The 13,579-nt window shown below is 73.4% G+C and carries 10 protein-coding genes and 1 pseudogene; 9 read left to right on the forward strand and 2 right to left on the reverse strand.

What is annotated here, in order from left to right:
• Nucleotides 1-22 precede the first annotated feature (22 nt).
• A complete protein-coding gene (locus tag ACVW07_RS19565) occupies nt 23-1,054 on the reverse strand; it encodes a DUF4439 domain-containing protein (RefSeq protein ID WP_456820861.1) in 1,032 nt (343 codons plus the stop codon).
• A gap of 128 nt (nt 1,055-1,182) precedes the next feature.
• Here ACVW07_RS19565 and ACVW07_RS19570 point away from each other — a divergent pair, with 128 nt between their 5' ends.
• The 5 genes from ACVW07_RS19570 to rbfA all read left to right on the forward strand — a co-directional run bounded on the left by ACVW07_RS19570 (nt 1,183) and on the right by rbfA (nt 6,834).
• A complete protein-coding gene (locus ACVW07_RS19570) occupies nt 1,183-1,803 on the forward strand; it encodes a ribosome maturation factor RimP (RefSeq protein WP_456820862.1) in 621 nt (206 codons plus the stop codon).
• Nucleotide 1,804: 1 nt separating this feature from the next.
• Nucleotides 1,805-2,872, forward strand: a complete 1,068-nt coding sequence (gene nusA / locus ACVW07_RS19575) for a transcription termination factor NusA (protein ID WP_456820863.1) — start codon at nt 1,805-1,807, stop codon at nt 2,870-2,872.
• 107 nt (nt 2,873-2,979) lie between these two features.
• Nucleotides 2,980-3,327, forward strand: coding sequence for a YlxR family protein (locus tag ACVW07_RS19580; protein ID WP_456820864.1), 348 nt, complete (start codon nt 2,980-2,982; stop codon nt 3,325-3,327).
• Nucleotides 3,328-3,432: 105 nt separating this feature from the next.
• Nucleotides 3,433-6,312 carry a translation initiation factor IF-2 gene (gene infB, locus ACVW07_RS19585; RefSeq protein ID WP_456820865.1) on the forward strand — a complete coding sequence of 960 codons (2,880 nt, stop codon included), beginning with the start codon at nt 3,433-3,435 and terminating at the stop codon, nt 6,310-6,312.
• 81 nt (nt 6,313-6,393) lie between these two features.
• Nucleotides 6,394-6,834 (forward strand): 30S ribosome-binding factor RbfA, encoded by a 441-nt coding sequence (gene rbfA, locus ACVW07_RS19590; RefSeq protein WP_456820866.1) that lies wholly within the window; start codon nt 6,394-6,396, stop codon nt 6,832-6,834.
• A 100-nt stretch (nt 6,835-6,934) separates the two neighbouring features.
• On the opposite strand, the gene ACVW07_RS19595 is transcribed toward rbfA, so the two are convergent.
• Nucleotides 6,935-8,392, reverse strand: coding sequence for a DHA2 family efflux MFS transporter permease subunit (locus tag ACVW07_RS19595; protein WP_456820867.1), 1,458 nt, complete (start codon nt 8,390-8,392; stop codon nt 6,935-6,937).
• 71 nt (nt 8,393-8,463) lie between these two features.
• On the opposite strand from ACVW07_RS19595, the gene ACVW07_RS19600 reads away from it, so the two are divergent.
• From ACVW07_RS19600 to ACVW07_RS19615, 4 genes and pseudogenes are all read left to right on the forward strand, one after another.
• Nucleotides 8,464-9,048, forward strand: a complete 585-nt coding sequence (locus ACVW07_RS19600; RefSeq protein ID WP_456820868.1) for a TetR/AcrR family transcriptional regulator — start codon at nt 8,464-8,466, stop codon at nt 9,046-9,048.
• The gene (truB, locus tag ACVW07_RS19605; RefSeq protein ID WP_456820869.1) at nt 9,045-9,998 is read left to right on the forward strand and encodes a tRNA pseudouridine(55) synthase TruB; all 954 of its coding nucleotides are present in this window, start codon (nt 9,045-9,047) and stop codon (nt 9,996-9,998) included. The genes ACVW07_RS19600 and truB overlap by 4 nt, the downstream gene beginning before the upstream one ends.
• A 399-nt stretch (nt 9,999-10,397) precedes the next feature.
• Nucleotides 10,398-10,619: pseudogene (locus tag ACVW07_RS19610) on the forward strand (carbohydrate binding domain-containing protein); the annotation flags it as partial.
• A gap of 397 nt (nt 10,620-11,016) precedes the next feature.
• Entirely contained in the window at nt 11,017-13,566 is a 2,550-nt protein-coding gene (locus tag ACVW07_RS19615) for a glycoside hydrolase family 9 protein (RefSeq protein WP_456820870.1), read from the forward strand.
• Nucleotides 13,567-13,579: the final 13 nt, after the last annotated feature.

Raw genomic sequence — 13,579 nt, forward strand, 5'->3', positions numbered from 1 at the left:
CGGGGCCGTCCGTCCCGACGGATCACCCCACGGGGGCTGGCTCCACGCGCTCGGGCAGGCCAGGGAACGCGACCGGCGCCGCGCCCCACGCGCGCGCCGCGACCGTCGCCCGGCGCAGCCCGTCGACGTACGGCGCCCGGGAACCGGCCGGCACCCGGGCGACGAGGGTCGCGTAGACGTTGCCGACGCTCGTCTCCAGCGAGCGCGCGGTGGCTTGGGCGACGGCCGGGTCCTCCATGCCGGACGGCAGGGCGTAGGCGGCACGTCGTGGGTCCTGCGGGGTGCCCGCCGAGCCGGCGGCCCGCGCCCACTGCGCGCTCTGGCCCCGGTGCTGGTCGGCCGCCGCCTCGGCGGCGCCTCGCTGGTCGCCCGACAGCTTGGCCGCCACCACCTCGAACCCGAAGCCCGCCTGGTCGTGCACGAGTGCGAGCGTGTCGAGGTCGGCGGCCGTCGGACCGTCGGGCCCTGGGGTCGGCGCGGCAGTGTCGGCCGCGGCGTCGCCCGTAGCGTCGGCAGGCTCCTGCGGCACGGGCAGGGCCGTCGCGGCCGAGAGGCGTGCGGTGAGCTCGCTGCGTGCCGTCGCGACGGAGGCGACGAGGCGCGCGAGGTCGCCGTCCGGGACGCCGTCCGCGTCCGCGGCCGCGGACGACGCGGTGGCGGACAGGTCGGAGAGCAGCGTCTCGACGGTCGCAGGCGGTGCGCTCGACGCGGTGGTGGTCGTGGTGGGGACGGGCAGCCCCGACTCGTACTCGCCACCGAGCTGTTCGGCGTGCGCGGCGCTGAAGGCGGCGACGTCGGTGAGGACGGCGGTCACCGCATCGGCCGGCGCCGCCCCGAGCAGGGCGGTGGCGTCGGCCTGCAGGCGCAGGGCGTCGTCGACCGTGCGACCTCGGACCTGCTCCACGGCGTCGGGGGCAGGCTCGGTGGGTGCGGGCGTCTCCAGGCGTACGCCGCAGCCGGCGAGCGCGGCGCACGCCAGGACGACGAAGATCACACGGGAGGCCGAGTTCCGCACGACGGTGCGGCGCGGGCGGGGGTGGCGGGGGTCGTTCATCGCCCGCGATCCTGCCACGAGCAGGGCCGTGGACCGACGGGCACGGCCGGACTCGTTACGCTGGCTGTCACAACATCACAGGGTCGAGCCGTAGCGTCGTGACCCGCTCGAGCCGACAGGAGACGGACATGGTCGCGCCAGCACCCGCGCAGCGGGTCCGGGAGGTCGTCGCGCCCGCGGTCGTGTCGCTCGGGCTCGTGCTCGAGGACGTCCAGGTGACGCGGGCAGGGGCCCGCTCGGTGGTCCGGGTGGTCGTGGACCTCGGTGAGGACGACGACGGCGACCTCGACCTGGACCGGGTCGCCGACGCCACCCGCGCCGTCTCCGACGCCCTCGACGCGCACGACGTGGTGGCGGGGGAGTACACGCTCGAGGTGTCCAGCCCGGGCGTGTCGCGACCGTTGACGCAGCGCCGTCACTTCGTGCGCGCGGTCGGCCGGACGGTGGCGCTGCGGCTGGTCGACGGAGGCACGATCAGCGGGCGGCTGGCGGCGGTCGAGCCCGAGGGGGCCGGCGGCGGGACGCTCGTGGTCGTCCCCGTGACCGCCGGTCAGAAGGGTCGCCGCCCCAAGGTGGGCGACCCCGTGCACGTCCCGCTCGTGCGTGTGCGCGACGGCCGGGTCGAGGTGGACCTGACCGGTCTCGGTCCGGTCGACGAGCTGGGTCCGGTGGACGAGCTGGGTCCCGTGGACGACGAGGCCGGACCTGTGGACGACGACGAGACCGGCTCTGCCGGACAGGAGAGCTGACATGGACATCGACATGCAGGCACTGCGGCTGCTCGAGCGCGAGCGCGAGATCAGCCTGGACGTGCTCGTCTCCGCCATCGAGCAGGCGCTGCTGTCCGCGTACCACCGGACGCCGGGTGCGTCGCAGCGGGCACGGGTCGAGGTGGACCGACGCTCGGGCCACGTCACCGTCTGGGCGCGGGAGCCGGCACCGGTCGACGAGGACGGGCACGCGACGGGCGTCGACACCCCCGAGTTCGAGGACACCCCCGCCGGCTTCGGCCGCATCGCCACCGCGACGGCGCGGCAGGTCATCGTGCAGCGGCTTCGGGACGCCGAGGACGACCAGGTGCTGGGCCAGTTCCGGGGCAAGGAGGGCGAGGTCCTCGGCGGGGTGATCCAGCAGGGTCGAGACCCGCGCACCGTGCTGGTCGACGTCGGCGGAACGGAAGCAGTGCTGCCGGCGCACGAGCAGGTGCCGGGCGAGGAGTACGTGCACGGCGACCGGATCCGCGGGTACGTGCTGGAGGTCGCGCGTGGCCCGCGCGGTCCGCAGGTGACGCTGTCCCGCACGCATCCCAACCTCGTCCGGAAGCTGTTCGCGCTCGAGGTCCCCGAGGTCGCGGACGGCACGGTCGAGATCACGGCGATCGCCCGTGAGGCGGGGCACCGCACCAAGATGGCTGTCCGTGCGACAGTCGCCGGCGTCAACGCCAAGGGCGCGTGCATCGGGCCGATGGGCGGCCGGGTGCGGGCCGTGATGGCGGAGCTGCACGGCGAGAAGATCGACATCGTCGACCACGCCGACGACCCGGCGGAGATGGTGGCGCACGCACTGTCACCCGCGCGGGTGCTGTCGGTGACGGTCGTCGACGCCGAGGCGCGGGCCGCCCGCGTGGTGGTGCCGGACTACCAGCTGTCGCTCGCCATCGGCAAGGAGGGGCAGAACGCCCGCCTCGCCGCCAAGCTGACCGGATGGCGCATCGACATCCGTTCCGACGCGGAGACCGGCGCCGAGACCGGCGCCGAGACCGGTGCCCGTGAGCACCGGGCTCCCGTGACGGAGGACACGTCCGGTCCCGAGAGGTGACCCGACGCGCTAGACTTGCGGCGGCTGGGCCGGATGCCCGGCACTTCTCGCCGTCAAGGCGCACCCCCGACCCCTCGAGCGACAGCTCGACCGATGCAGACGTGCCGATGGGCACGACGAGTCGTCAGGGTCCGGTGCGCACGTGCGTGGGGTGTCGAGTCGCCGGCCCGAGGCAGGCCCTGCTGAGGGTGGTCGTGTCAGCGGTCGATACGGGGTCTCCCGTGCTGGTCGTGGACGTGCGCCGCGCGATGACGGGACGGGGAGCGTGGCTGCACCCCGACACCACATGCTTCGAGGTCGCCGAACGTCGCCGTGCGTTCGGGCGGGCCCTGCGGACGCAGGGTCAGCCCGTGACGGACGCGGTCCGGCGGTACGTCGAGGGACATGCAGAGAGCACGACGTCACCGGGTCCTCCCGGTGACGAGACAGATCGTCGAGACGGAAAGCGGGTCTAGGGCCGATGGCTTCCCGATGAGCACGCACCGATGAGTACCCAGCGATGAGTACCTCGCACTAACGACGGTCCGACCCTGTCCGGGCGGACCGAGACAGGGAGAGATGTGGCCAAGGTCCGCGTCTACGAGCTCGCCAAGGAGCTCGGGGTCGACAGCAAGACCATCATGACCAAGCTGAACGAGCTCGGTGAGTTCGTCCGTTCTGCGAGCTCGACCATCGAGCCGCCAGTCGTGCGCAAGCTGCGCGACACGTATCCCGCGGGTGGCGGCACGTCCGCTGCGACGCCCGCTCCCAAGGCTCCGGCACGGCCGGCACCTGCCGCCGCTCCGGCCCCAGCACCAGCTCCGGCTGCAGCACCGGCTCCGGCCCCAGCACCGGCTCCGGCTGCAGCACCGGCTCCGGCTGCAGCGCCGGCGCCGGCCGTGGCGCCGGCGGCTGTCGCCGCGCCGGCAGCACCGGCTCCGGCTCCGGCTCCGGCAGCTCCCTCCCCGGCACGTCCGGCTCCCGCGCGTCCGGCTCCGGCCGCCGCGCAGGCACCGGCCGCCGCACCGGGGACCCGGCCTGCACCGCGACCCGCGGCGCGTCCGGGCAACAACCCGTTCGCACCGTCGCAGGGCATGCCCCGGCAGGGTGAGCGTCCGGGCGGTTCTCGTCCCGGCGGTCCGCGTCCCGGGAACAACCCGTTCGCACCGTCGCAGGGCATGCCGCGTCCCGGCGACCGTCGCCCCGCCCCCGCCGAGGGCGCTCCGGCGGCCGCGGCCGGCGAGCGTCCCGGCGGTCCCCGCCCGGGTGGTCCCCGTCCCGGTGGCCCGCGTCCCAACCCCGGCATGATGCCGGGCCGCACCTCGAGCGGCGTCGGTCGTCCGGGTGAGCGCCCGGCCGGTCCCGGTCGTCCCGGTGGCGGTGCAGGTGGCGCCCGAGGCGGCTTCGCCGGTCGCCCCGGTGGCGGTGGCGGTGCCCCCGGCGCCGGCGGCGCTCCGGGCGGTGGCGGCGGCTTCGCCGGCCGTCCCGGTGGCGGCGGTCGTCCCGGTGGTGCCGGTCGTGGCAGCACGCAGGGTGCTTTCGGTCGTGCGGGCGGTCGTCCCGTCCGCGGCCGCAAGTCGAAGCGTGCGAAGCGCCAGGAGTTCGAGCAGATGCAGGCGCCGTCGCTCGGCGGCGTCAGCGTCCCTCGCGGCAACGGCTCCACGGTCGTCCGCCTGCGGCACGGCTCGTCGCTGAACGACTTCGCCGACAAGATCGACGCCAACCCGGCGTCGCTCGTCACGGTGCTCTTCCACCTCGGTGAGATGGCCACGGCGACGCAGTCGCTCGACGAGGACACGTTCGGCACGCTCGCCACCGAGCTCGGCTACATCATCGAGATGGTGTCGGCCGAGGAGGAGGACCGCGAGCTGCTCGGGGGCTTCGACATCGACCTCGACGCCGAGCTCGAGGCCGAGGGCGACGACGACCTGCAGGCACGCCCGCCGGTCGTCACCGTCATGGGTCACGTCGACCACGGCAAGACCAAGCTCCTCGACGCGATCCGCCAGACGGACGTCGTCGCGGGCGAGGCCGGTGGCATCACGCAGCACATCGGCGCCTACCAGGTGCGCACCGTGCACGAGGGCATCGACCGGGCCGTCACGTTCATCGACACCCCGGGCCACGAGGCGTTCACCGCCATGCGTGCCCGTGGTGCGCAGGTCACCGACATCGCGATCCTCGTGGTCGCGGCGGACGACGGCGTGATGCCTCAGACGATCGAGGCCCTCAACCACGCCCAGGCGGCCGGTGTGCCGATCGTGGTCGCGGTCAACAAGGTGGACAAGGAGGGGGCCAACCCCGACAAGATCCGCCAGCAGCTCACCGAGTACAACCTGGTGGCCGAGGAGTACGGCGGCGACACGATGTTCGTCGACGTCTCGGCGAAGCAGAACCAGGGCATCGACCAGCTGCTCGAGGCCGTCCTCCTGACGGCCGACGCGGCGCTCGACCTCCGGGCCAACCCGAACAAGGACGCGCGCGGTGTCGCCATCGAGGCGAACCTCGACAAGGGCCGTGGTGCCGTCGCGACGGTGCTGGTCCAGTCGGGCACGCTGCGCGTCGGCGACGCGATCGTCGCGGGCACGGCGCACGGCCGCGTCCGGGCGATGTTCGACGAGCACGGGAGCCCGGTCACCGAGGCAGGTCCGGCTCGTCCGGTCCAGGTCCTCGGCCTGGCGTCGGTGCCGAGCGCCGGTGACACGCTGCTCGTCGCTCCGGAGGAGCGCACGGCACGTCAGATCGCCGAGAAGCGCGAGGCCGCCGAGCGCGCTGCCCTCCTGGCCAAGCGCCGCAAGCGCGTCAGCCTCGAGGACTTCACGCAGGCGTTGGCCCAGGGCAAGGTCGAGACCCTCAACCTGGTCCTCAAGGGCGATGTCTCGGGTGCCGTCGAGGCGCTCGAGGACGCGCTGCTCAAGATCGACGTGGGCGACGAGGTCGAGCTGCGGGTCATCCACCGCGGCGTCGGCGCGATCACGCAGAACGACGTCAACCTGGCGACCGTCGACTCGGCGATCATCATCGGGTTCAACGTCAAGTACGCGGAGCGTGTCGAGGAGCTGGCGGACCGCGAGGGCGTCGACGTGCGCTTCTACTCGGTCATCTACCAGGCGATCGACGACGTCGAGGCTGCTCTCAAGGGCATGCTCAAGCCGGAGTACGAGGAGGTCCAGCTCGGTTCCGCGGAGATCCGCGAGGTGTTCCGGTCCTCGAAGCTGGGCAACATCGCCGGCTCGATCGTGCGCTCCGGCATCATCCGCCGGAACACGAAGGCCCGGGTGCTGCGCGGTGGCAAGGTCGTGGGGGACAACCTCACGATCGACTCGCTCAAGCGGTTCAAGGACGACGCGACCGAGGTCCGGGAGGGCTTCGAGTGCGGTATCGGTCTGGGGTCGTTCAACGACCTGCAGGTCGAGGACGTCATCGAGACGTGGGAGATGCGCGAGAAGCCTCGCGCCTGATCCTGACGTCTGACCGCGGGGCGGGTGAGGCATCGACCTCGCCCGCCCCGCGGCGTCACCATGGAAGGAAGGACGGTTCAGATGGCTGACACCGCACGCGCCCGCAAGCTCGCGGAGCGCATCCAGCAGGTCGTCGCGCAGATGCTCGACACCCGGGTCAAGGACCCGCGGCTCGGGTTCGTCACGGTCACGGACGTCCGTGTCACGGGCGACCTGCAGCACGCGGACGTGTTCTACACGGTCTACGGCGACGACGAGGCCCGCTCGGACAGCGCGAAGGCGCTGGAGAGCGCCAAGGGCATCATCCGGTCCGAGGTCGGCAAGCAGACGGGGATCCGGCTCACGCCGACGCTCGCGTTCCACCTCGACGCGGTGCCCGAGACGGCGGCCCACCTCGACGCCGCGCTGATCGAGGCGGCCCGTCGGGACGCCGAGGTCGCCGCGCTCGCGGCTCAGGCGAGCTTCGCCGGTGAGGCGGACCCGTACCGTCACCCGGACGACGAGGACGCCGGCGATCTCTGACCGGTCCTGACGGCGGTCCGGCGGGACCGCGTACGACCCCCGCACGCACAGCCGGAGCCCCGGAGACCAGCGCGGTCTCCGGGGCTCCGTCGTGTCACCGTCAGCCGGCGGTGCTGCGGACCGCGCGCCCGGTGGACCGGGGCATCGCCAGGGTGAGCAGCGCCCCGAGCCCGACGATCGCCGCCGCGACGTAGGCGGCAGGCTCCAGGCCGGCCGCGTACCCCTCGGGAGTGAGCGAGCCGCCGGCCGCCTGGAACACGGCGACCAGCACGGCGATGCCGAGGGCCCCGCCGATCTCGCGGATGGTCGCGTTGACCGAGCTCGCGGTGCCGTGGTCGTCGGGCGCCATGTCGGCGAGGACGGCGGTGGCGGACGGGGCGAACGTCAGGCCCATGCCGATGCCGGCCAGGGCCAGCCCGGGCACCAGGTCGGCGTACACCACACCGCCCTGCCCCACGAGCACCCCCTGCCACGCGAGCCCGGCGGCCTGCAGCGCGAGCCCGGCGGCGAGCAGTGGCCGGACCCCGACCCTCGGGGCGAGCATGCCCGCGATGGGCGCGACGATCATCGGCGCCGCGGTCCAGGGAAGGGTGCGCAGGCCGGCCTGGAGGGGCGTGTAGCCGAGCCCGATCTGCAGGAACTGGGACAGCAGGAACACCACGCCGAACACGCCGATCGAGAAGGTGAGCGCGCTGGCGTTCGCGATGCTGAACGAGCGGACCCGGAACAGCCGGAGCGGGACGAGCGGGTGGTCCGTGCGGGACTCCCGCAGCACGAACCCGGCGAGGAGGGCCACGGCGAGCACGAGCCCTCCGACCACGCGCGCGGAGCCCCAGCCGTCGTCGTTGCCACGGATGATCGCCCACACCAGCGACAGCACACCGGTGCCGGCGAGCACGAGCCCGAGCACGTCGAGGGACTGCCGGCGTCCGTGCGACTCCGGCAGGGCCCACAGCACGAGCGGCACGGCGACGACGGCGACCGGGACGTTGATCCAGAAGATCGCCTCCCACGAGATGCCTTCCACGACCGCGCCACCGATCACGGGCCCCAGTGCGACGCCGAGGCCCGACACGCCACCCCAGATCCCGATGGCCATGGCGCGCCGGGCGACGGGGACCGCACCGGCGAGGAGCGTGAGCGACAACGGCATGACCGCTGCAGCGCCCGCTCCCTGCAGGGTGCGGGCGGCGATGAGCATCTCGGCGCTCGTCGAGAGCGCCGACGCGATGGAGGCCAGCGCGAACACGGTGATGCCGATCACGAACACCCGGCGGCGCCCGAACCGGTCGCCGAGGGTGGCGGCGGCGATCATCAGGCTCGCGAAGGAGAGCGTGTAGGCGTTCACCATCCACTGCAGCTGCTCGAGCGAGGCGGACAGCTCGGTGCGCAGGACGGGAAGCGCGGTGGTCATGACGAGGTTGTCGAGCGTGGCCATGAACATCGGGAGGGACGCGGCGACGAGGGCCACGGCCACGGGCACGGTGCGGGGGGCCCGGACCCGGCCGGGCGCGTCGGTGACGGCTGACCGCGGTGGGGCGGAGGGCGCGATGGTCACGATGGCTCCTTGTTGGCATTGAGTGATTACTAACAAGAGCGACCGTAGGCATCGGCTGATAACATGTCAACATGTCCCAGCAGAACGTCGTCGCCGAACCTGTCGTGGCCCAGCGCATGACGGGTGCCGCCCGGCGGGACCAGATCCTCGCGGCCGCCCGGACGGTCTTCTCCGCACGCGGCTACACGGCCAGCACCGACGAGGTCGCCCGCGCGTCGGGCGTCTCGCAGCCCTACGTCGTGCGGCTCTTCGGGTCCAAGCGGGAGCTCTTCGTGGAGACCTACCGGCAGGCCAGCGGCGAGGTTCTTGCCGCACTGCGGGGCGTCGAGCCCGGCCCGGAGGCCGGCAAGCGGATGGGCGACGCCTACGTCGGGCTCCTGGCCGACCGCGAGCTGCTGCTGCTGCTCATGCACGGGTTCATCGCCGGCACCGACGAGGAGGTCGGCCGTATCGCACGGCACACGCTCGGCGAGGCGTTCCGGTTGTTCCGGGACGCCTCCGGCGCGGACGAGAACGAGGCCCGGCAGTTCGTCGCGCAGGGCATGCTCATCAACGTCCTGCTCGCGGTCGGAGCCACGGACCACGCCGGTGAGGACGCCGGCATGGACGCGCTGGTCGAGTGCACCATCCAGGCCATCAGGGAGCGGAACGCGTGACCGGCGGCGCCCGCGCCCGGACCGACCAGCCCCGCCGCCCGACGGCACCCGACGGTGTCGTCGTCGTGGACAAGCCGCAGGGCTGGACCAGCCACGACGTGGTGGCCCGGATGCGCCGCCTCGCCGGGACGCGCAAGGTCGGCCACGCCGGCACGCTCGACCCGATGGCCACCGGTGTGCTGGTGGTCGGCATCGGCCGCGCGACCCGGCTGCTGACGTACGTCGTGGGTGCAGGCAAGGAGTACGCCGCGACGGTGCGGCTCGGCGTGACCACCACGACGGAGGACGCCGAGGGCGAGACGCTCGACGTGGTGGACGCCTCGGGCGTGACCCGGGCCGCGGTCGAGTCGGCCGCCGCTGCGCTCACGGGCACCATCGCCCAGGTCCCCAGCGCGGTGTCGGCGATCAAGGTCGACGGCCAGCGGGCCTACGCGCGGGTCCGGGCGGGGGAGACCGTCGAGCTCGCCGCCCGCCAGGTCACCGTCTCGCGGTTCGACGTGGGGGAGCTGCGCACCCTCGCCGGCCCCGGCGGCACGCCCGTCGCGGACGTCGACGTGACCGTCGTCTGCTCGTCGGGCACGTACGTGCGCGCGCTCGCCCGCGATCTCGGCGACGCTCTTGGTGTCGGCGGCCATCTCACGGCGCTCCGACGGACGAGGGTCGGCGGCTATGCGCTCGCTGCGGCCAGCACGCTCGACGAGCTCGCCGCGACACCCGAGGACGTGCCGCTCACCGTCCTGCCGCTCGCCGACGCGGCGCGCGCGACCTTCCCCGTCCGCGAGCTGACGGTGGACGAGGCGCGGGCGCTGTCCTATGGGCAGACCATCACGCCGCTGCTCGACGCGCCCCGCGGCACCGTCGCGGCGATGGCGCCGGACGGTGGCCTGGTCGCACTCGTCGAGACCCGCGGCCCCGTGGTCCGGCCGACGCTGGTGTTCGCTCCGGCCTGATCGTCCTCGCCATGCCTCTGGCCGGGGTTGGCTGCCGGCTGTCCGGCACGGGCGGTGGACCGCCGACCGAGGCGGAAGGTCTCCCGGGACTCACAGAGCTCGGCGCGGGCGAATCGATCCGACCAAATCGATTCGGACCGCTACGGCCGGGCCCCGGTGTCCCATAGCCTTCCCGCGGTTCCACAGGTGGCTCACAGGGCAGTGGGCCATCCGACCGAGGGAGACGACGTGGCTTCTCGCACCGCACCGAACGCACACCGCCGATCAGCGGGACGGAGGTGGGGTGCGGCGACGGCAGCCGCGTTGGCGACCGCGGCCCTCACGCTCGGCACCGTCGGGCCGGTGAGCGCCGCCTCCCCGATCGGCGAGGGGACGTTCGAGTCCGGCGCCGAGGGATGGGTGGCGTACGGCACCGACGGCCCGCTCGACACGAGCAGCGGTGCGCTGTGCGTCGACGTGCCGGCCGGGTCGAGCCAGTACGGCGTCGGCGTGGTGCTCAACGGCGTCGCCATCGACGAGGGGACCACCTACACCCTCGGGTTCACGGCCTCCGCGAGCTCGGACGTCACGATCCGTGCCCTCGTCGGGCAGGACGGTGCGCCGTACGGGACCGTCCTCGACAAGAGCCCCGCGCTCACGTCGGAGGCCACCGCCACGTCCTACGCGTTCACGGCCGGCGCCACCTACCCGGCGGAGAGCAGCGCGGGTGACCCTCGCGGACAGATCGCGTTCCAGCTCGGCGGGTTCAGCCCCGACGCGTGGACGTTCTGCCTGGACGACGTGTCGCTGTCCTCGGAGTCCGAGCTCCTGCCGCACACGTCCTTCGCCGAGTCGCTCGGACCGTGGACCGTCTACGGCACGGGCGACCCGGTGTTCGCCGACGGCCGCATGTGCGTCGCGGTCCCGGGCGGTCAGGTCAACCCCTGGGACGCCGGGCTCGTCTACAACGGCCTGCCCATCGAGGAGGCACAGAACTACGGTCCTGTCCTTCACGGCGTCCAGCAGCCCGGCGACCCCCGTGCGCGTGCTGGTCGGCGAGGGCGGCGGTGCGTACCGCACCGTCCTGGACCAGTCGGCGGTGCCGCTCACCACGGAGTCCGCGGCGTACGAGTACCCGTTCACGGCCGGCCTGAGCTTCCCCGCGGACGGCACGGCGCCGGGACAGGTCGCGTTCCACCTCGGGAAGTCCGCGGCCTACACGTTCTGCATCTCGGACGTGTCGCTCACCACGTCGGCCACGCCGCCGCCCGCCTACCAGCCCGACACGGGCCCGCGGGTGCGCGTCAACCAGGTCGGCTACCTGCCGCACGGCCCCAAGCGGGCCACCCTCGTCACCGACGAGACCGAGGCGCTGGCCTGGGAGCTGCACGACGCCGCCGGTGCGGTCGTCGCCGACGGCGAGACGACGCCGGACGGGCGCGACGCGTCCTCGCGGCTGAACGTCCAGACGATCGACTTCTCCGACGTCACCGCGACGGGTCACGGGTACACGCTCGTGGCCGACGGCGACACCAGCCGCCCGTTCGACATCGACGCGGACCTCTACCAGCAGCTGCGCTACGACGCGCTCAACTACTTCTACCTGGCCCGCTCGGGCATCGAGATCGACGGGGCGATCGGTGGCGAGGCGTACGCCCGGCCCGCCGGACACCTCGGCGTCGCGCCGAACCAGGGCGACACGGACGTGCCCTGCATCGGCCCGCGCGACTACTACGACGGCTGGACGTGCGACTACCGCCTCGACGTCTCGGGCGGCTGGTACGACGCAGGCGACCACGGCAAGTACGTCGTCAACGGCGGTATCGCCGTCGCGCAGCTGCTCGGCACCTACGAGCGCTCGCAGCACGCCGCATCGGCCGACGCGGGGGCGCTCGCCGACGGCACGCTCGCCGTCCCGGAGCACGGCGACGACGTTCCCGACGTGCTCGACGAGGCGCGCTGGGAGCTCGAGTGGATGCTCAAGATGGTCGCGCCGTCCGGTCAGTACGCCGGGATGGTCCACCACAAGGTGCACGACGAGGGCTGGACCGGCCTGCCCCTGCTGCCGTCCGACGACGCACAGCCGCGCTCCCTGGCCCGGCCGTCCACCGCGGCGACGCTCAACGTCGCGGCCGTCGCGGCGCAGGGTGCCCGGCTGTTCCGGGACTACGACCCGGCGTTCGCCGACACGCTGCTCGCCGCCGCCCGGTCCACCTACGCGGCAGCCGTCGCCCACCCGGCGGTCTACGCCCCGGACGCGGCCGGCGCGGACGGTGGCGGGGCCTACGGCGACCGCAACGTGACCGACGAGTTCTACTGGGCGGCTTCCGAGCTGTTCCTCACCACCGGCGAGGACGCGTACCAGCAGGCGGTGCTCGACAGCCCGCAGCACACGGCGGACGTCTTCACCGCCGACGGCTTCGGCTGGGGGAGCACCGCCGCGCTCGGCCGCCTCGACCTGGCGACCGTGCCGAACCACCTGCCCGGCCTCGACGACGTCAAGGCGTCGGTCGTCGCGGGCGCGGACGGCTACGTGGCCAGCCAGGCGGACCAGCCGTGGGGCTCGGTCTACTCGCCGTCGGGTGACTACGCCTGGGGCTCGAGCTCCCAGGTGGCGAACAACCTCGTGGTCGTCGGCACGGCGTTCGACCTGACCGGCGACGAGAAGTACCGGTCGTCGATGCTCGAGGGCGTCGACTACCTGCTCGGCCGGAACGCGCTCAACCAGTCGTACGTGACCGGTTGGGGCGAGGTCGCCTCTCACCAGCAGCACAACCGGTGGTGGGCGCACGAGCTCGACCCGGCGCTGCCGAGCCCGCCCGTCGGATCGCTCGCGGGCGGCCCCAACTCGCAGGCCGGCACATGGGACCCGACGACGCAGGCGGCCTTCCCGAACGGCTGCGCACCGTCGGCCTGCTACATCGACGAGATCGGCGCGTGGTCCACGAACGAGGTGGCCGTGAACTGGCAGTCGGCGATCTCCTGGGTGGCGTCGTTCCTCGCCGACCAGAACGGTGGCGAGCCGGTACAGGTCGCTCCCGCGGTCACCACGCAGCCGGCCGACGCCCGCGTGGCGCTCGGTGCGAAGGCGACCTTCACCGCGGCGGCGTCGGGCACGCCCGAGCCGACCGTGCAGTGGCAGGTGCGGACGAAGGGCCCGTGGGAGAACGTGCGAGGCGCGACGAGCGGCTCGTTGACCGTGACGGCGACGCCGAGGCTCGACGGCGCGCACTACCGCGCGGTGTTCACGAGCTCGGCGGGTTCCGTCGTCACGTCGGAGGCGACACTGACCGTCGCGCCCGAGAAGCCGGTCATCACGAAGCAGCCGAAGGACGCCCGGGGCAAGCTCGGCGCGACCCTCACGTACACGGCGGAGGCCAGCGGCTACCCGGCTCCGACCGTGACGTGGCAGGTCCGCTGGTTCGGCAGCGGCTGGGTGACCATCCCGGGGGCGACGAGGACGACCCTCACGGTGCCCGCGACGCTGCTCGGGCTCGGCACCGAGTACCGGGCGGTCTTCACCAACCCCGCGGGGAGCGCCGCGACCCGTGCCGCGTCGATGACGGTCATCCTGCCCTGGCAGCGGTGACGCGGGACGGCTG

This window comes from Cellulomonas sp. URHB0016, from assembly GCF_054057935.1.